Here is a 20,724-nt window from a genome sequence, read left to right as displayed (position 1 = left end):
AACTAGGGAAGCTCCTCCACCGTCAGGTGCCGCACACCCGGCGCGTCATTGAGCGCCCGGCGGACGACCTGGGCCGAAAGGCCCGAGACGCTCAAAATGGCGGCGCAGGCCGAAGGTCCCACGCGCCACACATGCAGATCGACAATCTGGCCGCCCAGGGCCGAGACTCGCCGCCGGACCTCAGCCTCGACCCCATGGTCGGTTTGATCGAGCAGGACCGCGGCGGTGTCGCGCATCAGGCTCAGCGACCAACGGCCGATCACCAGGGCGCCAACGACGCCCATGGCGGCGTCCAGCCAAACCCACCCCAGAAAACGGCCCGCCAGCAGCGCCACGATCGCCAGAACGGAGGTGAGCGCATCGGCCAGGACGTGGAGATAGGCCGACCTCAGATTGTTGTCCTGGCCGGAATGGCGGTCATGGTCGTGATGATGGTCATGGTCATGATGGTGGTCATGGTCGTGGTGGTGGTCATGGTCGTGGTGGCCGTGATGGTGATCATGGCCAGGGTGATCATGGCCATGACCCAGCAGCAGGGCGCTGACGAGATTGACCGCCAGCCCCGCGATGGCCACCAGGATCGCCTGATCGAAGGCCACGGTCTGGGTGGCGAACAGGCGGCTGACCGACTCCCAGGCGATGCCCAGGGCGAACACGCCCAGGGCCATGGCTGACGCAAAGCCGGCCAGTTCACCGACCTTTCCGGTCCCGAAGCTGAACCGGGGATTTCGCGCGTGGCGCCTTGCATAGGCATAGGCTGCGGCGGCCACGGCCAGCGCGCCGGCGTGGGTGGCCATGTGAAACCCGTCCGCGAGCAGGGCCATGGAGTTGAAGGCGAAGCCGGCGACGATCTCGACCACCATCATCAGGCCTGTCAGGCCGACGACCCACAGGGTCCGCCGTGCATTCCGGTCGTGATGCTCGCCGAGAAAGACGTGGTCGTGCGGGGCCGCGGCTTCAACAGACATGGTCATCCCCTCAGCGGCCATACCGGCGAATAATGTCGACGAGCTCGGCGGCGCCCTCGGCGCGCGCCTCCGCCGACAGGGCCGGATCGGCCACATGGTTGTGCAGGTGGTCCTCGATCAGCTCGGCCATGAGGCCGTTGACGGCGCCCCGCACCGCCGCCGCCTGCTGAAGCACCGCCGAGCACGTCGCGCCGCCCTCGAGCGCGCGCTCCAGCCCCTCCACCTGGCCGCGGATTCTGCGGAGGCGGGCGACAAGGGGCGCGCGGTGGGCTGTGGTGTGGGACATACCTTACTCCACTAGAGTATGAGATGGACGGAGAAAAGAGGCTCGCCGCCGGCTTCCCCAGATTCAGGCTGCGGCCCGGTTGACCCTGGCCTGGATGAACCTCTGGCCCTCGTCGTCCAGGCGCACGGCGGTCAGCACGCCGGTGGCGTAGGCGCCGGTGTCCAGCCCCAGCCGGTGAGGGGTCACCTGCGGCTCCTCCATCGGCGTATGGCCATGGACGATGACCTTGCCGAAGGGGCCGGTCGCCTGCAGGAACTCGCCCCGGATCCACAGCAGATCGCGTTCCTCCTGGTGGGCCAGGGGAACGCCCGGGCGCACGCCCGCATGGACGAAGGCGTAGTCCCCCACCTCGGCCATCAGGTCGAGACTGCGATAGAAGTCGAGATGGGCCCCGGGCAGGACGGCCGCGAAGGCGGCGGCGGCCTCGGCCCAGGCGGTGGGATCGGTCCGCGTCGCCGGGGGCTGGACCCCGTAGGAGGCCAGCGTCGCCGATCCCCCATGCTCGGCCCAGGTGGAACCGAAGCTGGGCTCGTCAAGGAAGCGCAGCAGGGCTTCCTCGTGATTGCCCTTCAGGGCGCGGATTTCGAAGCCGCTCTCACCCTGCAGGCGCAGGATCATATCCACCGCCTGCGCCGATCCGGGGCCGCGGTCCACATAGTCGCCGAGGAAGATCAGCAGGGGCTGGGCCAGCGGCGGGGTTTCGACCACGTCACGGCCGATTTCACGCACCAGGGCCTCCAGCAGGTCGTGGCGGCCATGGATGTCACCGATGGCATAGACGCGGCGCCCCCCGGTTGAGGGCGGGCCAGCGCGTTCCTTCTTGCCGAAAAGCCGTGAAAACAAGCGCTTCTACCTGATGTCTGTCGTCCCTCGAATATAGTGGAGGGCCGGGTGGGCGCAAAGCAAGCTCAGCCTTGGGTTTAGCTATAGAGCAGCGAAATCATCCCCGACGATACGAGAACCACCAGCGTGGTGAGGGCGGCGCCCACCCGGGCATAGTCCCCGAACTTGTAGCCCCCCGGCGCCATCACCAGCAGGTTGTTCTGGTGGCCGATGGGGGTGAGGAAGTCGGACGAGGCGGCGATCAGCACCGCCAGCAGCAGGGCGTCCGGCGGAAAGCCCAGCTGGGCCGCCATGCCGATGGCCACCGGTCCCATGATGACGGCCGTGGCGACATTGTTCAGGAACAGGGACAGGACGATGGTCACCACCGACACCGCCGCAGCGGCGGCGAACAGGGGCATGCCGCCGAGCCCCGTGCCCAGCCAGTCGGCGACGATGGCCGCGGCGCCGCTGGTCTGGAAGCTCTGGCCCACCGGAATCATGGCCGCCAGCAGCACGATGGCCGGCCAGTCGATGGACGAATAGATCTCGCCCGAGGGCAGGAACTTCAGGGCCGCCAGCCCCGCCGCGGCGGCGGCGAAGGTCAGGGCCGTGGGCAGGCCAAAGCCCACCGCGGCGATGACGGCGGCGGCGTAGATGGCCAGCGCCAGCGCCGCCCGCCGGGGCTGCACCGCCACGGCCGACTTCCGGTCCAGCTCCAGCAGGCGGCCATAGCGCAGATAGGCCTCCAGCCGCTCGGCCGGGCCATGCACCACCAGCTGGTCGCCGGCCCGGATCTCCATGGCGCCCAGGGAGCCCTCGGCGCCGGCCGCCCGCGGACCTGCGGCGACCACCCGCAGCTCCTGGTCGGTCTCGGCGGCGATGGTGTCATAGGGCCGGCGGATCAGCGGCGAGCCGTGGGCCACCGCCACCCGCGAGGTGACAGCATCGGCGGCGTTCGACCGCTCCACCGCCAGGCTGCCGCCCACCTTGTTGGCCAGTTCCCAGGGATCGAGGGGGGAGACCACGAGGATGCGGTCGCTCGGCGCCAGCCGGTCGATCTTGTCGAGCTTGATCCGCCGATGGCGGCGGATGATGGCCAGGACGTGACCGCCGGACTCCTTGATCTCGGCGAACAGGGCCCCGTAGTCGATCTCGACCGGCTTGCCGTCCTCCCCGGTCTCGGGCTTGGGCGGGATCAGTTCGAAGACATTGCGGCCCCCGCCGGCGGTCTCCTCCCCCTGTCGGCGCGGGGTGAGCCGCCAGCCGATCAGGCAGAGATAGAGCAGCCCCACCCCGGCCACCGTGACGCCTAAGGGCGACATGGCGAAGAAGCCGAAGGGCTCGCCCAGCTCCTCCCGGCGGATCGAGGACAGGATCAGATTGGCCGGCGTGCCGATCAGCGTGGTCATGCCCCCCAGGATGGTGGCGAAGGCGAGCGGCATCAGGCCGGCGGCGGCCGGCAGGCGGGCGGCGCGGCAGACGCTGGCCACCACCGGCATGGTGATCGCCAGGGCGGCGATATTGTTCATGAAGGCCGACAGGGCCGCGGCCGCCAGCAGCAGGATGGAGAGCTGCAGGGGAAACGGCATGCGCAGGGCCGCCAGCTTTTCGGTGGCCGCGGCGGCGACGCCGGTGAGCTCGATGGCCCGGCCGATGATCAGGACGGCGGCCACCACCACCACCGCCGGATCGGACAAGCCCAGCAGGGCCTGGTCGGGCGTCACCAGCCCCAGGATCAGGCAGGCGCCCAGGGCGGTCACCGCCACCAGGTCATGGCGCACCTTGTCCCAGGCGAACAGGGTGAGGGCCAGGATGAGGACCAGACCGGCCAGAAGGGCGTCGCTCACGCGCCAGGCTCTGCGCCGGGGGCGGCGTCCTCGACGCGCTCGGCGGTCAGACCCGGCGCGCCCAAGGGACGGACCCGGGCGAACCACAGGGTCGAGGGGTCTTGCGGCGCCGCGTCGGGCGCCTCGCTTCGGGTTTCGATGTCGCGCACGCCCAGGGCCTCCAGCCGATCGGCCACGGTTTGCGCACGGGCCTCCGCCACGCGGAGGTCGCGGGGCCTGGGCCCCCGAGGTCCGGGGCTGGCCGACCCAACGACTTCAGCCCCCTGAACGTTCCACCTCTGGAAGGCCCAGGCGATCATGGCCACCTGGCGCGCGCCCGCCGGGCTCAGGTCGCTGCGGCCTTCGGCGAATTCCACCACCGGCAGGTCCAGGAAGGGCGGGCTCAGTTCCAGCTCCACCTCGGGCAGGAAACGTTGGGCCGCCGACTCCAGGGCGGCGTAGTCGTCCAGGGTCGCTGGGCGGTTGAGCTGGACCGCCGCATTGAGCCGCCCGGCCGAGGGGGTGCTGATCGCGCCGACCGTTCCCACCCCCGCCAGCATGTCGCGCAGCTTCTGTTCGGGCGTGGTGCGCAGGGGGCGCGAGGTGGCGAGCGCGCGGTTGGCCAGGGCGCCGCCGCTGGGATCGGCCTGGGGCAGGCCGTCGGCGGTGAGGATCTGTTCGATCTGCACATCGGGACGCCCGCCCAGGGCCTCGGCCACCAGGAGTTCGGCCTGGGCCTGGAAGCGGCCGGTGACCACCACGGCGCGGACCTGCTCGACCCCGGCCCCGCCGGCCCGGACCTGCAGGTCGGTGATGTGCTGATCGCCGGTCTCGAACACCCCCAGGATCGCGCTCCGCACCCGGGCGGTCTCCCGGGCCTCGATGACGATGTCCCGCAGGGAGACGGCCAGCGGCAGGGACAGGATGAGCAGGGTGGCCAGCAGGGCCATCTCCTCCCAGCGCCGACGACGGCGCACAATGGGCTGGAATCCATAGCGCCGGGCGACGGCGAACACCGCGCCCAGAATGGCCACCACATTGGTCAGGAACAGCAGGAAGGCGCCGCCGGCCATGTTCCAGGCGCCGGTGGCCAGGCCATAGCCGACGACTGCGAGCGGCGGCATCAGGGCCGTGGCGATGGCCACGCCAGCCACCACGCCGGGTCGCTTGGTGATCAGGACATAGGCGCCGACGATCCCCGAAAGGATGGCCACCACCAGGTCCAGCAGGGTGGGCCGCGTCCGCGCCAGGATTTCCGGCGTCACGTCCTTCAGCGGCGAAGCCCAGACGATCAGGGCCGAGGCCGCCACCGAGACCACAGCGCCCAGGGCCAGCGCCACCGCGGCGCGCTCGAAGGCTCGGGCGTCGAGCCGGGCCACGCCCATGCCCATTCCCATGATCGGACCCATGAGCGGGGAGATCAGCATGGCCCCGATGACCACGGCGGCCGAAGACTGCAGCAGACCGAGCGCCGCAATCCCGCAGGAGCAGAACAGCAGGGCGAAATAGCCGCTGGATATGCGCGCGCCCTCGGCGATCTCCGCCTCGAGCTGCAGGCGATCGGCGTCGGTATGGGGCGCGGCGCGATTATTCAGCGCCCCACGTAGTCGTGTCACGCCAAGGCGAACGAGGGCGCGCAGGCGCAGGGGAAGCGGCGCAAGGGACGGCATCGCGCCCCTTTAGCTGAAGATATGAGGGCCTGTCTTGCAGGCAGATGGGGAGATCTGGCCGGCCCCGGGCAGAGGGCGATCACAGTTCGCCGCCCCGGCTAGGTCAATTCAGAAAAGTGAAGTCGTCGCCGGCGGCTAGAGCCCGCCCGGCGACGCCTCAATGGTCGGGTTGCATGTCTTTAGAAGACAAAGGCCAGGATAGCGCCGACAACAACAACGAGACCGACAATATAGATGATCTGGTTCATGACTTCTCTCCACAGATTGCGTCTGCGGGGAAGAACGCCATGCCTGCGCTTGGGTTCCGAACGGCGGCGCCCGGTTTGGACAAGCGCGCCCCGAGAGGGCGTACGCGATCACATGCTTGATAAATCCTGGTGGAGCCGAGCGGAATCGAACCGCTGACCTCCTCTCAGCGGTTCAAGGTCATTTGGCGTTGGACGCCGTTTCCTAGAGGTTCCCCGCGTTGCGGGATTAGTCAGTGTTTCCAGTGCACTATCTCTTACGGCGTTGGACGACGTTTCCCTGGGATGGATGGCTTTAGCTTGACGTTCTGCTTATCCAGCGCTTATCCAGGGTCTGGACGTTCCCTGACCTGGATAAGCACATGGCCAAGATCAAGCTCACGGATGGACTGGTGGACGGCCTGGAGGCTGGCCCCGGCGACCTGTACGTCTGGGATTCCGCGCTCCCGCGCTTTGGTCTTCGCATCACCCCAGCCGGGGCGAAGATCTACTTGGTCCAGTATCGGGCCAAGGCCGCCCCAGGTGAGAAGCCTAAGACCCGCCGCATCACCATCGGCCAGCACGACGGTGAGATGTGGAACGTGACCAAGGCCAGGGCCGCCGCCCGCAAGCTGCTGGCCCCGGTGGACCTGGGGAACGACCCGTTTGCCGACCGTGAGGCTGAGCGCCAGGCCCTGCACCTGGAGCGCCTCGCGGCTCAGGAAGCCGAGGCCGCACAGCGCCGCGAGACCATCCGCCGGGAACAAGAGACGTTCGCTGTCCTGGCCGAGGCCTATATCGAGCGCCGCCTCGACAAGCGGCGCAGCGGCGCAGAGGCCGCCCGGCTTCTGCGCTATGACGCCGTGCCGGCCTGGGGCTCTCGCCATATCTCCGAAATCCGGCGCGGCGACGTGACAGAGCTGCTCGAGTCCATCGCCAGCCGTTCGGCCGCCGTCGCCCGCCAGACCTATGCCGAGCTGCGCCCCCTCTTTGACTGGTGCGTGGCCCGTGAGCTGATCGCGGTTTCGCCCTGCGCCAGCATCACCGCCCCGCCCCGGCCGGCGGCCCGTGATCGCGTCCTGGCCGACGATGAGCTGCGGCTCATCTGGGCTGCGGCCGAGGGCCTCGGCTTCCCCTTCGCCCCGATCTTCCGGCTGCTCATGCTGACTGGCCAGCGGCGGGCCGAGGTCGCCGGCATGGAATGGAGCGAGATTGACCTAGAGGCCGGCGTCTGGCGCATCCCGGCCGAGCGGGCGAAGAACAAACAGTCTCACGAGGTTGACCTGTCGCCTGAGGCCCTCGCGCTCCTGGCCGACATTCCGAAGCTGGGGCCACACCTGTTCCCGGCCAGGGGCAAAGGCCCGGCTCGCGGGTTCTCAGCGACCAAGCGGCGCCTAGATGGGCTGATCGAAGACCTGCGGGCCAGGGAGGCCCGCGAGGCTGACCTTGAGCCGCCGGCTGAGCCCCTGCGCCCCTGGCGCATCCATGACCTTCGCCGCACCGCCGCGACCGGCATGGCGGCCCTGGCCTTCCCGCCTCATGTGGTGGAGCGCGTTCTCAATCACGTCTCGGGTACGCAGAGCGGGCTGGTGGGCGTCTATCAGCGCCATGAGTACCGCGAGGAGCGAAAGGCCGCCCTGGTGGCCTGGGGACGCCGCGTGGCGGCGGTGGTGGCGGGCGAGGCCCTGCCATCGAACGTGCATCGGCTCAGGGCCTAGACCCTGGCCCGTCGCCTGGGGTTACCAGCGCTTGCTCGGCGTTAGATGCAATTGCCTCTTAGGTGCATATTTGGCCTTGGCGACTTCAGGTCTCGGCCGGGGCCTCTGGCCTCGGCCCCAGCTCCATAGCCGTCGTAAGCTCGGCCTCGCGGCGGCTCATGCCGCCCTCATACTCACGGATGGCGGCCCGCTCATCCCAGGTCGCGAGGGCCTCTGAGGCCGCCTCTGCGGCCATGCGATGCGGCATAGTCCCATTTTCACTGGGAACCCTGGGAACTCTGGGAACCGTGGGGTTAACCGATTGATCGGCATCAGCTTTTGCGGTTCCCAGTTTCTCGACTTGCGGTTCCCAGTGATTTTCTACTGGGAACCGCTGGAGGGCCGCCCCAGGGGTCGCCTGATAGGCGGCGCGGAGGGCCTCGGCAAAGGGGTCAGTCGCCAAGGTCGGCCTCCAGGATGGCCCCTTTGACGGTCCAGAAGCGGGGCTTTTGCCCCTTGCGCGAATGCCGCTTCTTCCAGTGCTCTCCCTCGCCCTTTTCCAGAAGTCCCGCCTCATGCAGCGCGCGGGCGGCCTCCTTCTGGCCAAAGCCCTGGGTCGCGTATTCCCACCCGGCTTCATTGAACCGGAACTCCAGGTCTGGCCCCACCTTGGCGCGATAGCCCCAGGACTTGAGGCCCCTGGCCTGCTCATCTCGCCCGGCCCGGCTGGGCTCATCCTCGGCCAGGGCCTCCCCGTCATCCCAGGCCGCGAAGCTGGCCCCCTCGCTCTCGATGATCGCCTTGATCCGCCGGATGATGGCGCGGGCCTCATGCGACTGATCGCGGCCAAAGGCCGAGGCCCATCGCCGATAGAGCCGCGCCGCCGCCTCACCGGCCGTCCCAGGCGACCACGGCAAGACCCCGAACATCGCCGCCAGCTCGCCGGCCACGGCGATGGCGCCGAACCGCACCGCCGCCCGCTGCGCCTGGCCCGTGTCGCCCTCTTCCGTCACCTTGGCGAGGAAGGCGACCAGCAGGGCCTTAGCCGTCGCAAGGTGCTGCGACCGATTGGCCGCGAACGCCTCCAGGAAGGCCGGCCCAGCGTGCCCATAGTCCCGGCCGCTGGCGGCCTTGATGGCGTCCGATAGGGCCGCCGGACTCGCCCGACCATGCAGGCTTTCCCAGACGCCCATTCGCGCCCCGGCGTCAGCGGCGAGATCGAGGAGCCGAAGCTCCTGGCCTGCCATCGGGCGCTCGCCCTTCTTCCCGGCGCGGATATGGTCGGCCAAGCCGATCTCGCCGGTGGACAGGATGGCCACACGCCACTCTGAGCGGCGACGCAGCGACCCGTCGGCGCGAGACCGGGCCTTAGACTGGCCAGAGGCGAGGCTATAGGCCGCCGCCCCAGCCTCTTCCGGGGCGATCAAGGCCAGCTCATCAAAGACCACCAGGCCATCATTGTGCCCATAGGCGACCATCTCCAGGGCGTTGGCCGTGCTGCGCCAGGTCTGGCCAAAGCCGAGCGGCCCGCCACCACCCCAGACCGACCCGGCGGCATAGGCCAGCGTCGTCTTCCCGCACGAGCTGGAGCCGCGGAAATGGACCCCGCCCCCCTCGATCTCCAGCGGGCGCATGAGCGGCCCCAGGAAGGCCAGCGACAGGGCGAAGGTGAGAAGGTCGTTACCGATCGCCGGGGCGGCCACGTCCTCACGCCAGCGGGCCAGCACGCCGGCTCTGCCATAGTGCAAGGCGGCCGGCTCTCCGGTGAAAATGACCTCCTCGCCGGCCGCCCCGCCCACCTGGCCGGATGGCAGAATGAACCGGTCCCCGCACCAGCCCGTGGCCGAGACCAGCGTGATCCGCCGGCGCGCTTTCACGTCATTGATCGCGGCGATGAATTTGGCCGCCTTGCTTGGAAACGAGCTGATCCCCAGGCCGAGGCCGGCCAGCTCTGACCGCACCTCTGCGCCGCCGCCGGCCAGCCTGGACTTGGCCACCGGCGCGACCTTCTCTCGGCCATCGGGGTCGCGGAATCGCAGCACCGTCGCCCACCCATCGCCGCCCGGCTCGCGGGCCTGACCCACCACCTCGAACGGATCAGAGAGCCGCGTGGGAACGGGCTGGCCGCCGGCCTGGGGCGGCTGGTCGTACCAGAGCCCGTCCGCCTCCATCCGAAAGCCGTAGGGCCAGTCGACGCCCGCCGGCTGCGCCTGGTCGCGCGCCGCCGCTATCAGGGCCTCAGCCTTGGCCTGGCCAAACCCTTCCGGCCATTCGTCGGCCAGGTCCCAGCCCTCGGGGAGATAGGCCGGCGGATCGACCACCACCACCGTGAGCGCCCCGGCCGAGGCCGCGAGCCGGGCGACATCCTGAGCCGCCTTCCGGCCTGGGGCGTCGGCGTCGGGCCAGATCACCACGTCCCGGCCCGCCAGGGCGCGCCAGTCGGCCTTGTTGACCGCCTTGGAGCCTCCAGCCCATGAGACCGCGACAAAGCCCGCCAGACGCTCGCCAGCGGCGTCGGTGGTCTTCTCCCCCTCCACCACCAGGACCGGCGCGCCGGGGCGGCTGGCGAGCGCATGGAGCCCGTACAGCGGGCGCGGGTCGGCGAAGGCTTTCCACGCCCACCGCAGGCCCCGGCCGTCCCGCGTCAACGTCAGGGGCAACACCACCTTTGAGCCGTCCGCCAGGTTGAACCGGGCGACGTGGCCGAGGGTCCGCCCGCCGCCGTCTCGATAGGTCCAGATCGCCGCCGGCTCGCCGTGTCGGCTATGGCGAGAGAGCGGCGGTGGTGCGTCATCCGGCACGGGCAGGACGGGGACACCCTCAGGCTTGGAGGCCGCCGGCTTAGGCGGCTCCCCTTGGCCCTTCTCCGCGCGGATGCGGGCGAATGGATCCTCGGGACTATCGGTCACTCGGCCGCCCCGTCATCCATGGGGCGAACGTCGTTCGCGGGCCTCAGAATCCGGCGGCCTCGGCCGGTGACACGCAGCCAGAAGCGCCAGGCGCGGGAGAAGACGGCATAGGCTAGGCCCTCGCCCCGGTGGTTGGGGCAATCCTCTGCCCAGCCCGCCCAAGTGCGCAGATGCACAAGCGAGGTGAGGTAGAGCGCCCCGTAAAAGAACGGCGTCGAGACCATCACAACGCCGTGCAGGCCCAGGAAGTCGCGGAGGCGTTCGGCCTCGTCCTCCTCCAGCTGGTTGCCGAGCAGAAATTCCGCCTCCAGGTCGCCCACCGACACGTCAATAGCTCTGGCGGTGGTGGCGGTGGAAAAGCCCAAAAGGGCCAGCGCGGCGGGCGCGCTGAATAGGTCACGATTGGTCATTGCGATCCCCAGGGATGCAGGTTGTCAGGGGCCGCGAGGCGCGGGCGCAGGCCCGTGCGCCTCACGCGAACGGGTTGACGCCAAGGGCCTCGGCCAGGCGTATCGCCGCCTCGCGCTGGGGAAGGCCCTTGAGATAGGCGGCCATGCCCACCAGGTCGCCCCAGCGGTCGCCCGTGGCGAAGTCCGCGCCCTTGCCGGTGGTGAGGTTGCACTTGAGGCTTCCCGGCCGGTGGTCGGGCCGCGTCGGGTTGCGGGCAACCCATTCGGCCCCCTCGCGCCGGCCATCGGGGAGGAAGGATCGCACCACCGCCTCGGCGTTCTGCAGGGCGGCGCGGTTCACCCGCTCAAAGTCGATGCGCCCGCTCATGCCGAGGCTTCCGACTTGTGTCCCGTGTCCTGGCGCTTCTGGCCGTCCAGCCACGTCGCCAGGTCCGCCTGGTCATAGGCCACGCGGGAGCCGATCTTAACAAACGGCGGGCCGCCGCCCGACACTCTGAGCTTGTCCAGGTGGGACTTTGAAACGCTGAGCCGCTCTGCGGCCTCCAACACCGTCAGAAGGCGGGACTGACTTTCGACTGTCATAAGGGGTCTCCCATCGCAGCCAGGAATTGGCTGGCGTTGGATGACCTTGCAGAGGGCGCGAACGCCGGTCGCCCGCCCTGGCCAAGGCTGCGCGCCTATCGGCGGCCTCGGCTGACGCGCACCTCTGAGCCTAGGCTCAGACTACCTTGCCAAACTCAGCCAGCCCCTTTCGATCCAGGCCTTTAGGACACGCTTATAGAGGTCATTATAGGTCACCCTGGCGGGCCACCCATCGCGGTCCTTGACCTCACCCCATCTTGCGATCAGCTCTTCCGCCAGGGCGGCACGGCTGACGCTCCGGCCCTCGGCCCAGCCCTTGGGATGGGCCTTCACTACGTCCTGCGCCCAAGCCGCACCGGCGAGCCACCAGGCCTCGCCCTTCACAGTACGAGCAACCGCAGCAGGCGAAGATTTCGAGCGCTGCTCATCAGAAGGAATCTCAGCATCGCGCACAGAGCGGCCAGCCTTATACACGGCATCGAAGTAGCTCAGAAGGCGACCCCTAGGGATAACCACGGGCTCTGCATCTTGATAGCTAGCGCCTTCAAGGCCGCACTCTCGCCAGATCTCTACGGCATCTAGCGCTTCGAGAAAGGTCAAAGGGTCAAACGCTGGCCCCTTTCCCTGCTTCAAGACCCTGGGCGTATAGTCGTCGCGGAGGGCGTCCAGCGCCTCCCGCTCCAGCTCATCCCGCAACTCAGGCGACAGGCCAGGAGCGAGGTCTTCAAGATAGCCGGCGAGCTCCTCAAGGTCGTCGAGGCGAGGGCGAGGCCGGTAGAGCTTGAAGGGATATTCCCACCCGCCACCATCCGGTGTGGTGACAATCGCCACGCCCACCAGAGCCGGCTCCTTGTATCGTCTACCGAGGGCTCTCGACTCGGCCCACTTGATGCGGGCTGTAGAGCCCACCGGGGCAGGGCAGTCCAACTCGGTCCAGCCATCGAGGCGGCTATCCTTCTGGACAGCCGCAGGCCCCCAGCCCTCAGCGTACCAGCCGCGAAACGCCATGCTAGGCCCTCCGCCGGGCATAGACCAGGACCGCGCCCGTGCGGCCGTCCTCGGCCACCAGCTCGACGCCCTCGGCCTCAAAGGCGGCGACGATCTTGGCGGCGGTCGCGTCCCTGGCCGCCGCGCCCGCCTCGAGACGGTTAACGGTGGTCCAGGCCACGCCAGAGCGCTCGGCCAGCTCCCGCATTGACCATTTCAAAATCGCCCGCCCGGCGCGGCAACCCTCTGGCGTGACTTCCATTCCGGCTCTCCCTGAGCAATCCCAGGAAACAGGATACAACCGTATCTATTTCCTTGCTAGCCCCTCCCTATTTAGATACAAGTGTATCTGTTGAGAGGGACTGACGCCATGACCACCGCCACCGAAACCCGCCGCCAAGTGATGCTTCTGGCCTGGAGCCTGTACCGGGCCGAGCTGCGCGGCGCGAACCCCCGGACCTTCGCCGACGCCCTGGCCGGCGCCTGGCGCTGGGCCAGGAACACCGCCGCCCGCATCGCCGCCGCGCCCCGTTGGACCAAGGGCGCTCAGCCCCGCCACGTTTCGTTCGGCTCGATGCTGGCCAGCCCGATCCGCCGCAGCCTCACCGGCCAGGCCTATGCCGGCGTCCGCGCCCGCCAGGCCGGCTACACCACCGCTCAGATGGGACGCTAAGCATGACGCCCTCCCGCCGCGCCTTCCTGCCCCTGTTGATCGCCGCGCCCCTCGCCGCCTCGCCGGCCCTGGCCGGGGCCGCCCCAGACGCCGCCCTGATCCGTCGCGCCGCCCGGCTGGCCCGCCTGAGCGCCGCCCTTGCGAAGGCCGAGGCCGCCGCCGACGCAGCCGAGGCCGCCGCCCTCCGCGACCGCCCGCCGGTCCCTGAGGCCCTGCGCCGGCGCAAGGGCGACCGGTGGTTCATCGCCCCGCACCGCCAGCCCGTGGGCGCACCCTATGACGCCCACCAGGTCGCGCGGTGGTCAGAGAGCCTCACGGACGGCAGGGCGAGCGCCCTCATGTCCCCCGGCCTGGTAGCCGAATTTGTCGGCCGAGGCCGCGAGATCATTGCAGCGGCCGAGGCTCACCAGCTCGCCCTTGAGGCCAGCGACCACCGCCACGACGTGGCCGCCCTATGTCGCCGGGCCGACCGCCTTGGCGCGGCCAAGGCCAGGGCCGAGGCCGCCCTTTGGGCCACCCCGGCAAAGACCCTCACGGGGTTGAAGGTGAAGGCCGGCCACCTGGCCGACCAGCTCGCCCGCGATCCCGCCAGCTCGGCCAGCCTCGCCGGCGCCCGCAGCCTGGCCGACGACCTCCAGCGCCTCACCACCTTCACCGCCTAAGGAGCCGCCATGACCTGCACCGCCCTCGCCATCGCACCGCCAGCCGCCAGGCCATCCATTCCCCAGCTCGCGGCGACCTGGTGCGCCGTCGCCGGCCAGGCCCTGGAGGCCCTCGGCCGCGAGCGCCAGGCCGACGCCGCCGCCATGCGGCTCTATCCGGCGCGCCCCGCCGTCGAGACGGCGTATGGCCTCTACGCCGAACAGGTGGAGGCCATCAGATCCTCATTCGGCCTGCCAGGCCTGGAGGACGCCGCCGACCGGGCCATGGGCCAGGCCGAGGCCCTCGCCGCCGCGATCCTGGCGCGCCCGGCCGAGGACCTCCCCGGGGCCGCGATCAAGGCCCTTCTTCTGGTCGACACCCTGAGGGCCGAGCTGGAGCCCCACCAGGCCGCCGCACTCTGCGCCCTGGCGCAGGACCTCGCCCGCCTCGCCCGCCGCCCTCACCCCTGCGCCTAAGGAACCGCCATGACCGCCACCACCACCGCCAACCGCATCCCGGCCCTTCCCCGCGACAAGGCATGGGAGGCCCTGGACACCATCGACCGCCGCCTGAGCGAGACGTTCAGCCTGACCTATCTGGCTCGCATCCTGGCCGCGAGCGAGGAGCTGAGCCGCACTGACCACGGGGACGCCCTGCACCTGCTGGCCGAGAAGATCGAGGAAGCGGCGCGGGAAAGCCGCCAGCTGGTCGAAGCCCTGGTGACCAGCCTCCCCGCCTGCTGGCCAACCGCCAGCCGATAGGGTCTCATTTGAAATGATACCCCGCGCCCGCCCTCCCCGGCGGGCGCTTTGCGTCGGGGGCGAACGCCGTTCGCGTTCGTCAGAATCAAGGTATTCGGACCCTCCCCAGCGTGGGGCAGCGCCGCAGCGCGCGACTGAGAACACCCCTCCCATGCCCATCAAATACGACCTGAAACCCGGAACCCTCTTGCTCTGCGACTATGGGGACACCGGCCGCGCAGCCGAGATGGTGAAGCGGCGCCCGGTGGTCATCGTGTCCCCCAGGCTGCGCCACCGCCAGGGGCTGGCCACGGTGGTTCCGCTCAGCACGACAGCGCCGGCGGGCCCGCAGGCCTACCACCTGGCCCTCAACGTCGAGCCGCCGCTTCCCTCACCCTTCGACGCCGCCGACGTGTGGGTGAAGGCTGACATGATCGCCACGGTGAGCTTTGAGCGCCTCGACCTCTTCCGCACCGCACGCGACCAATACGGCAAGCGCAAGTACCTCCAGCCCCGGCTGAGCGCCGACCAGCTTGCCGCCCTGCGCCGCTGCGTGGCCCACGCGCTCGGCCTCATCGATGAAGGAAGTTAACTTGACCGAAAGACACCGCGCCCACATATGAGGCCTGTCAGCTCGCGACGGTTCGCCGTCGTTGAGCCTCAAGACCGGGCGCGCCCGGCCAGCCCCGCCAAGGCGATAACAAGCCGGGCGGGGCTTTGCTTTGTCCGGCCCCCCGATGCGCGCGGCGCGCGCGCCCCTCATGCGAACGGCGTTCGCGTCTGGCCGCCATTGACCGCGGCGCCGTCACCCATTGCCGAAAGCATCATCCCGCCCTGTCGGCGGCTGGAGGGGGCCACACTCGCGCGCGGTTGGCAGCCTATCGGGGCAAATCATGCCCTCTTCTGGAGCCGGACGGGGGCGCGGCGGCGGCCAGGCCGAGGCGAGAGCGGTTCCCAGTAGTTCCCAGTTGAGAAAGACAGACTGGGAACCGCCGCCGCTCTACAGAACCTCTATCTTTCAATCACTTATAAGAGGGGTTCCCAGGGTTCCCAGGGTTCCCAGTGATTTGAGAACGCCCCCGCATCCACTCCTCCTAAGCCCTTGATCGAAAAAGGTTTCCCGAATTTCGCGGAATCGCGTGCGGCGCTAGTCCGCCGGTCCTGGCCCCTAAGGCCCCGGACTTTCGACCGCCCCCCGGCCTCCAGCCCCCCGGCAAAATTTCCCTCAGACCAAAAAACCTGCGGTGAAAAAGCGCCTGCTAACCCGCCGGTCCCGGCCGAGGGAGGCTTGGACTTTTAGACCACCCCCGCCCCTGGCGAAATTTATAGCCGCTCCGAGCTGGGTAAGGGCGCCCGCAGGAACCCTGGCCCCATCGCGTCCAACCGCAGGGGCACGCCCACCAGGGCGGCGGCCTGGATCGCAGCGGCGGCGCAAAAAAAGTCCCCGCATGAGAGGGGGCGCGGTCTCCAGCCAGGCGAGCCCCCGACTTCTGACCCACCCCCCGCCTGGCCTGGAGCCCAGCGGCGGCACAACCCCACCTTGCGGGCCGCCATGAGCCCCGGCCGCAGCCCCTGACCTTCGCCCTCCCGGGCGCGCGAGTGTGGCCTCCCCCATCCCTCCAACGCGCGATCATGAGTCGCTCGCTTGGGCGCTCTGCTTATCCAGTGCTTATCCAGACGCAGAGCCGCGACCGGCGGCCCTGAGGCCAAACCGGAAGCGATTGATATTACTGGGGAATGGTGGAGCCGAGCGGAATCGAACCGCTGACCTCCTCATTGCGAACGAGGCGCTCTACCAACTGAGCTACGGCCCCCAGGAAGGCGCGGAGTTAGGCGTGCGGCGGATTTCTGTCAAGCCGCTCAAGGGGCGGCCAGAGGACGCGGGACGCGCGCTTATGGGTCAGGCCGCCTTGTCACAGAGGAGGGCCGCCAGCTAGAACCGGGGCCTAAGACAGATCGGGACCCCATGGCCGCCATTCTTCAATTCATCTTCTTCATCATCGGGGCGATCCTCCAGCTCATGATCTGGGCGATCATCATCAACGCCATCCTGTCCTGGCTGGTGGCCTTCGACGTCATCAACCTGCGCAACCGGTTCGTCTACAATATCGCCCGGGCGCTGGAGGCGATCACCGCGCCGGTGATGCGCCCGGTGCAGCGGATCATCCCGCCCCTGGGCGGCGTCGATATCAGCCCGATCATCGTCATCCTGGTGCTGATCGGCGTGAAGGACATCCTGTTGCCGGCGCTCTATCGCGCCCTGGTCACGCCGGTCATCTGAGCCGGCTCGCCCGAGGGATCGCCATGCGCCTGGCCGTGCGCCTGACCCCCAAGGGCGGGCGCGACGCCCTCCAGGGCTGGGGCCAGGACGGCGAGGGCCGGCCCTATCTGAAGGTGCGGGTGTCGGCGCCGCCGGTGGACGGTGCGGCCAACGCCGCCCTGCTGGCCTTTCTGGCCAAGACCTTGCGGCGCCCGCGCTCCAGCCTGAGGATCGTATCGGGGGAGACCGCGCGGCTGAAGCTGGTCGAGATCGCCGATCTGAGCGATGAGGAGGCCGCCCGCGCCTTCGGATCGCCACCTTAGGCCGGTCCTGCTGTCGCCGCCCCTGGAGACCCCTCGATGTTCAAGCCCCTGCGCCTTCTGGCCCCCCTGGCCCTCGCCCTGATGCTCAGCGCCTGCGCCGGCGGCGTCCAGCGCCTGGATGCGGCCGGCGACGTCCACACCCTGCTGACCGCCATCCGCGACGGCGACCAGGCGACCTTCGACCGCCATGTGGACCGCCCGGCCCTGCGCGCTCAGATCGAGGCGCGCATCGCCGCCGAAGTCGCCCGCGCCGGCGGCGGCAGCGATCTGGGCGCCCTGGGCGCCCTGCTCGGCCCGACCATCGCCAAGGCCGCCAGCGAGCAGCTGGTCCAGCCCCAGGTGTTCCGTGGCGTGGCCGAATATTACGGATACGACGCCGCCCAGCCCCTGCCCGGCCGGGTGGCCATCGCCGGCTCCCTGAAGGCGCTGGAGGACGGCCGGGTCTGCGCGACGCGGGAGAAGGATGGCCCCTGCCTGCTGGTCTTCACACAGACCGACGGGGTCTGGCGGCTGTCGGGCTTTGAGGGCGACATCGACATGCTGCGCCGCTGAGCTAGTCTTCCCTGGCGACCGGGGGGAGACGACATGGCGGCGGTTGAGCTGGAAGGCTTCGAGCGGTTCGAATTTGACGACGGCCGCTGGCGCCGGACGGTCTATCGACGCGGCTCTGGTCCCGCCGTCATTGTCATCCACGAAATGCCGGGCCTGCACCCCCTGGTCCTGGCCTTCGCCGAGCGGCTGGCCGCCGCGGGGATGAGCGTCTGGTGCCCGAGCCTGTTCGGGGAGCCGGGGCGTCCCGTCAGCCGGCCCTATCTGGCGGCCGAGGCGCTGAAGGCCATCTGCGTGCGCCGGGAATTCCACGTCTGGGCCACCGACCGATCCAGCCCCATCGTTGACTGGCTGCGCGCCCTGGCCCGCCAGGCCCATGCCGAATGCGGGGGAAACGGGGTGGGCGCCGTCGGCATGTGCTTCACCGGCGGCTTTGCGCTCGCCATGATGACCGAGCCGGCGGTGGTGGCCCCGGTCCTGGCCCAGCCCTCCCTGCCGCTCACCGCCGGCTCGAAGACACGGGCGGCCTCGATCGGCGTCAGCCCGGCGGAGATCGCCTGCGCCAGAGCGCGGTTCGAGGCCGAGGACCTTTCGATGATCGGTCTGCGCTTCAAGGGTGACGCCCTGGTGGGTCAGGCGCGCTTTGACCGCTATCGGGCCGAGTTCGGCGCGCGGTTCGAGGCCATCGAGCTGGAGGACGCCGACGCCGCCCCCTCCCCCATCGCGCCGCACTCCACGCTGACCCTGCACCTGGCGGCCGACGGGCCGACCAAGGCGGCCGAGGCCCGGGTGATCGCCTTCTTCCGCCAGCGCACAGGGGCGTGAGCGTCCTGGCGGGCCGCGCGGCCTGGGCCTAGACTTCGAAGGGCGCGGCCACTAGAAGCGCGCCCTTCCCTGCGCCGGGCGTTCGAGCCGCCGGCCAGGCCAGATTCTGCGAGAGCCTCGCCATGAAACGCCGTCCCTCATCCTCCCGTACGCCAGCCTCCCGCACATCTGGCGCCCGCCCCGCCCTTCGCGGCCCCAGCCAGCGCCAGCTGCGCGCCGGCGAACTGGTCCGCCACGCCCTGGTGGAGATCATGCGGGAGGAAGACCTGGACGATCCGGCCCTGTCGGGCGCGCCGGTGACCATCACCGAGGTGCGGGTGAGCCCGGACCTGCGCCACGCCGTCTGCTTCATCCAGCCCCTGGGCGGCGAGAATGCGCCCGAGGTGGTGGCGGCCATGAACCGGGCCTCGAAGTTCTTCCGCGGGCGCCTCGGCCGGATGATCGACCTGCGCGCCACCCCGGAGCTGAAATTCCTGCACGACGAGACCTTCGACACCGCCGAGCATATGAGCCGGCTGTTTGAGGATCCGAAGGTCCGCCAGGACCTCGACGCCCCCGAAGAGGACTGACCCATGGGCCGTCGGCGCAAGGGGGAGGCCGTCTCCGGATGGGTCTGCCTGGACAAGCCCTATGACCTGACCTCGACCCAGGCGGTGGGCAGGGTCCGCAGGATCTTCAACGCCCAGAAGGCCGGCCACGCCGGCACCCTCGACCCCCTGGCCACCGGCGTCCTGCCCCTGGCGCTCGGCGAGGCCACCAAGACCGTGGCCTATATGGTCGAGGCCGATAAGGGCTATCGCTTCACCATCGCCTGGGGGGCGTCGACCACCACGCTGGATCGGGAAGGCGAGATCATCGCCCGCTCCGACGTCCGGCCGACGCCAGATCAGGTCAAGGCCGTGCTGCACGAGTTCGAGGGCGAGATCATGCAGGTCCCGCCCATCTATTCGGCCATCAAGGTGGACGGCGAGCGGGCCTATGACCTGGCCCGGGCCGGGGAAGAGGTGGAGCTCAAGGCCCGGCCGATCCTGATCCACGGCTTGGCGGTGGGCGAGGCGAGCGACCCCGACCACATCGAGCTGATCATGGACTGCGGCAAGGGCGCCTATGTCCGCTCGGTGGTGCGCGATCTGGCCCTGCGGCTGGGGGCCGAGGCCCATGTCAGCGCGCTCCGCCGCACCCGGGTGGGCGCCTTCACCGAGGCCCGGGCGATCGGGCTGGATTTACTTGAGGAATTGGGGCATAAGGCCCGGCAGTCGGAGGCATTGCTTCCGGTCGAGACCGCGCTGGACGACATCCCGGCGTTGGCCGTGACCGACGAAGACGCTTTCAGACTTAAGCAGGGACGGTCGATCGTTCTCGTTCCCCGACAGGTCGAAACCTTGAGAGCCGGGCTTGCGCCGGGCGCTCGAACCGTTTCGGCCATGTGTCGTGGCGTGATGGTGGCCCTCTGCGAGATGCGCGCCGGCAAGCTCGAGCCGTCCCGTGTCTTTCATCTCGAATAGAGCGGAGACGCACGATGTCGGTTACCCCGGACCGTAAGGCCGAAATTATCAAGACCCACGCCCGCAGCGAGGGTGACACCGGAAGCGCCGAAGTCCAGGTGGCGATCCTGACCGAACGGATCATCAACCTGACCGAGCACTTCAAGACCCACAAGAAGGACAACCATTCGCGCCGGGGCCTGCTCAAGATGGTCTCCCAGCGCCGGTCGCTCCTCGATCACCTGAAGAAGTCCGAACAGCCGCGCTATCAGGCCCTCATCGAGGTCCTCGGCCTGCGCCGCTAGGATGTTCAGCGCCCCCGCGAAAGCGGGGGCGTCGCATATGGGGCCAGTGTTTTTCAACCGGCCCCAGAGACTGGCGCCGCCTCCTCACGAGGCAGCGCCCACAGACGACCGCCTCCCCTCCGCGACAGGCCGGGGATGATCTGGCGGCCGGGGGCCAAGGCCCCCAAGACGCACGCTGAGGGTTGCGACGAAATCCTCATCAAGCCTGTTCACCTGGAGAGGATTTCGGAAGTCCGACGCCCTGTCCGCCCCCGCCAGGAATACGCCTGCCGGGATATGAAAGAAGAAAAATCATGTTCGATATCAAACGCAAGACCATCGAGTGGGGCGGCAAGACGCTGACCCTCGAGACCGGCCGCATGGCCCGTCAGGCCGACGGCGCGGTGCTCGCCACCTATGGCGAGACCGTGGTGCTGGCCACCGCCGTGTTCGCCAAGTCCGCCAAGCCCGGCCAGGACTTCTTCCCCCTGACCGTGAACTACCAGGAGAAGACCTACGCCGCGGGCAAGATCCCCGGCGGCTTCTTCAAGCGCGAAGGC

General features: G+C 69.4%; 25 protein-coding genes, 1 tRNA gene and 1 pseudogene. 14 read left to right on the top strand and 13 right to left on the bottom strand.

Features of this window, described 5'->3' with window-relative positions; genetic code table 11:
- Positions 1 to 2 precede the first annotated feature (2 nt).
- The 5 genes from dmeF to Q7S93_RS04875 form a co-directional block, all read right to left on the bottom strand.
- On the bottom strand, positions 3 to 968 hold the full coding sequence (dmeF, locus tag Q7S93_RS04895; protein WP_304712620.1) for a CDF family Co(II)/Ni(II) efflux transporter DmeF: 966 nt from the start codon (positions 966 to 968) through the stop codon (positions 3 to 5).
- Positions 969 to 978: 10 nt separating this feature from the next.
- Complete coding sequence (locus Q7S93_RS04890; protein ID WP_304712619.1) at positions 979 to 1,254, bottom strand: metal/formaldehyde-sensitive transcriptional repressor; 276 nt, start codon at positions 1,252 to 1,254, stop codon at positions 979 to 981.
- Between the two features lie 63 nt (positions 1,255 to 1,317).
- Positions 1,318 to 2,097 (bottom strand): metallophosphoesterase family protein, encoded by a 780-nt coding sequence (locus Q7S93_RS04885; protein ID WP_304712618.1) that lies wholly within the window; start codon positions 2,095 to 2,097, stop codon positions 1,318 to 1,320.
- 77 nt (positions 2,098 to 2,174) lie between these two features.
- On the bottom strand, positions 2,175 to 3,926 hold the full coding sequence (locus Q7S93_RS04880) for an SLC13 family permease (protein ID WP_304712617.1): 1,752 nt from the start codon (positions 3,924 to 3,926) through the stop codon (positions 2,175 to 2,177).
- A complete protein-coding gene (locus Q7S93_RS04875; RefSeq protein WP_304712616.1) occupies positions 3,923 to 5,575 on the bottom strand; it encodes a DUF389 domain-containing protein in 1,653 nt (550 codons plus the stop codon). Before Q7S93_RS04875 ends, Q7S93_RS04880 begins: the two co-directional genes overlap by 4 nt.
- Positions 5,576 to 6,182: 607 nt before the next feature.
- Between Q7S93_RS04875 and Q7S93_RS04870 the strand changes: the two genes are divergently transcribed.
- A complete protein-coding gene (locus Q7S93_RS04870) occupies positions 6,183 to 7,517 on the top strand; it encodes a site-specific integrase (RefSeq protein WP_304712615.1) in 1,335 nt (444 codons plus the stop codon).
- 85 nt (positions 7,518 to 7,602) lie between these two features.
- Here the strand turns inward: Q7S93_RS04870 and Q7S93_RS04865 are convergent, their stop codons facing one another.
- The 7 genes from Q7S93_RS04865 to Q7S93_RS04835 all read right to left on the bottom strand — a co-directional run bounded on the left by Q7S93_RS04865 (position 7,603) and on the right by Q7S93_RS04835 (position 12,646).
- On the bottom strand, positions 7,603 to 7,764 hold the full coding sequence (locus Q7S93_RS04865) for a hypothetical protein (RefSeq protein ID WP_304712614.1): 162 nt from the start codon (positions 7,762 to 7,764) through the stop codon (positions 7,603 to 7,605).
- Positions 7,765 to 7,948: 184 nt separating this feature from the next.
- Entirely contained in the window at positions 7,949 to 10,405 is a 2,457-nt protein-coding gene (locus Q7S93_RS04860; RefSeq protein WP_304712613.1) for a DUF927 domain-containing protein, read from the bottom strand.
- Positions 10,402 to 10,815, bottom strand: a complete 414-nt coding sequence (locus Q7S93_RS04855) for a hypothetical protein (RefSeq protein ID WP_304712612.1) — start codon at positions 10,813 to 10,815, stop codon at positions 10,402 to 10,404. The genes Q7S93_RS04860 and Q7S93_RS04855 overlap by 4 nt, the downstream gene beginning before the upstream one ends.
- A 61-nt stretch (positions 10,816 to 10,876) precedes the next feature.
- Positions 10,877 to 11,182 (bottom strand): hypothetical protein, encoded by a 306-nt coding sequence (locus Q7S93_RS04850; protein ID WP_304712611.1) that lies wholly within the window; start codon positions 11,180 to 11,182, stop codon positions 10,877 to 10,879.
- Positions 11,179 to 11,397: a helix-turn-helix transcriptional regulator gene (locus Q7S93_RS04845; RefSeq protein WP_304712610.1), complete on the bottom strand. Its 219-nt coding sequence runs from the start codon at positions 11,395 to 11,397 to the stop codon at positions 11,179 to 11,181. Before Q7S93_RS04845 ends, Q7S93_RS04850 begins: the two co-directional genes overlap by 4 nt.
- A 141-nt stretch (positions 11,398 to 11,538) precedes the next feature.
- A complete protein-coding gene (locus Q7S93_RS04840; protein WP_304712609.1) occupies positions 11,539 to 12,234 on the bottom strand; it encodes a hypothetical protein in 696 nt (231 codons plus the stop codon).
- Between the two features lie 172 nt (positions 12,235 to 12,406).
- Positions 12,407 to 12,646, bottom strand: a complete 240-nt coding sequence (locus tag Q7S93_RS04835) for a helix-turn-helix domain-containing protein (RefSeq protein WP_370652071.1) — start codon at positions 12,644 to 12,646, stop codon at positions 12,407 to 12,409.
- A gap of 108 nt (positions 12,647 to 12,754) precedes the next feature.
- On the opposite strand from Q7S93_RS04835, the gene Q7S93_RS04830 reads away from it, so the two are divergent.
- The 5 genes from Q7S93_RS04830 to Q7S93_RS04810 all read left to right on the top strand — a co-directional run bounded on the left by Q7S93_RS04830 (position 12,755) and on the right by Q7S93_RS04810 (position 15,031).
- Positions 12,755 to 13,057 (top strand): hypothetical protein, encoded by a 303-nt coding sequence (locus Q7S93_RS04830; protein WP_304712607.1) that lies wholly within the window; start codon positions 12,755 to 12,757, stop codon positions 13,055 to 13,057.
- A 2-nt stretch (positions 13,058 to 13,059) separates the two neighbouring features.
- Positions 13,060 to 13,719: a hypothetical protein gene (locus tag Q7S93_RS04825; protein ID WP_304712606.1), complete on the top strand. Its 660-nt coding sequence runs from the start codon at positions 13,060 to 13,062 to the stop codon at positions 13,717 to 13,719.
- 9 nt (positions 13,720 to 13,728) lie between these two features.
- Entirely contained in the window at positions 13,729 to 14,175 is a 447-nt protein-coding gene (locus tag Q7S93_RS04820; RefSeq protein WP_304712605.1) for a hypothetical protein, read from the top strand.
- A 9-nt stretch (positions 14,176 to 14,184) separates the two neighbouring features.
- Entirely contained in the window at positions 14,185 to 14,460 is a 276-nt protein-coding gene (locus tag Q7S93_RS04815) for a hypothetical protein (protein WP_304712604.1), read from the top strand.
- Positions 14,461 to 14,611: 151 nt separating this feature from the next.
- Positions 14,612 to 15,031, top strand: coding sequence for a type II toxin-antitoxin system PemK/MazF family toxin (locus tag Q7S93_RS04810; protein WP_304712603.1), 420 nt, complete (start codon positions 14,612 to 14,614; stop codon positions 15,029 to 15,031).
- Positions 15,032 to 16,177: 1,146 nt separating this feature from the next.
- On the opposite strand, the gene Q7S93_RS04805 is transcribed toward Q7S93_RS04810, so the two are convergent.
- Positions 16,178 to 16,253 (bottom strand) — tRNA-Ala (locus tag Q7S93_RS04805).
- 152 nt (positions 16,254 to 16,405) lie between these two features.
- Between Q7S93_RS04805 and Q7S93_RS04800 the strand changes: the two genes are divergently transcribed.
- The 8 genes and pseudogenes from Q7S93_RS04800 to Q7S93_RS04765 form a co-directional block, all read left to right on the top strand.
- Positions 16,406 to 16,720: a YggT family protein gene (locus tag Q7S93_RS04800; protein WP_304712602.1), complete on the top strand. Its 315-nt coding sequence runs from the start codon at positions 16,406 to 16,408 to the stop codon at positions 16,718 to 16,720.
- Between the two features lie 23 nt (positions 16,721 to 16,743).
- Complete coding sequence (locus Q7S93_RS04795; RefSeq protein ID WP_304712601.1) at positions 16,744 to 17,022, top strand: DUF167 family protein; 279 nt, start codon at positions 16,744 to 16,746, stop codon at positions 17,020 to 17,022.
- 36 nt (positions 17,023 to 17,058) lie between these two features.
- Positions 17,059 to 17,574 (top strand): DUF2939 domain-containing protein, encoded by a 516-nt coding sequence (locus tag Q7S93_RS04790; protein ID WP_304712600.1) that lies wholly within the window; start codon positions 17,059 to 17,061, stop codon positions 17,572 to 17,574.
- 33 nt (positions 17,575 to 17,607) lie between these two features.
- Positions 17,608 to 18,396, top strand: a complete 789-nt coding sequence (locus tag Q7S93_RS04785; protein ID WP_304712599.1) for a dienelactone hydrolase family protein — start codon at positions 17,608 to 17,610, stop codon at positions 18,394 to 18,396.
- A 122-nt stretch (positions 18,397 to 18,518) separates the two neighbouring features.
- On the top strand, positions 18,519 to 18,965 hold the full coding sequence (gene rbfA, locus Q7S93_RS04780; protein ID WP_304712598.1) for a 30S ribosome-binding factor RbfA: 447 nt from the start codon (positions 18,519 to 18,521) through the stop codon (positions 18,963 to 18,965).
- 3 nt (positions 18,966 to 18,968) lie between these two features.
- Positions 18,969 to 19,901 carry a tRNA pseudouridine(55) synthase TruB gene (gene truB / locus Q7S93_RS04775; RefSeq protein ID WP_304712597.1) on the top strand — a complete coding sequence of 311 codons (933 nt, stop codon included), beginning with the start codon at positions 18,969 to 18,971 and terminating at the stop codon, positions 19,899 to 19,901.
- A 14-nt stretch (positions 19,902 to 19,915) separates the two neighbouring features.
- Positions 19,916 to 20,185 carry a 30S ribosomal protein S15 gene (gene rpsO, locus Q7S93_RS04770; protein WP_293321460.1) on the top strand — a complete coding sequence of 90 codons (270 nt, stop codon included), beginning with the start codon at positions 19,916 to 19,918 and terminating at the stop codon, positions 20,183 to 20,185.
- Positions 20,186 to 20,478: 293 nt separating this feature from the next.
- Positions 20,479 to 20,724 (top strand): annotated as a pseudogene (locus Q7S93_RS04765) (polyribonucleotide nucleotidyltransferase); the annotation flags it as partial.

The organism is Phenylobacterium sp. (assembly GCF_030646615.1).
In the GTDB taxonomy this organism is placed as follows: domain Bacteria; phylum Pseudomonadota; class Alphaproteobacteria; order Caulobacterales; family Caulobacteraceae; genus Phenylobacterium.
This window is presented reverse-complemented; position numbering and strand designations above follow the sequence as displayed.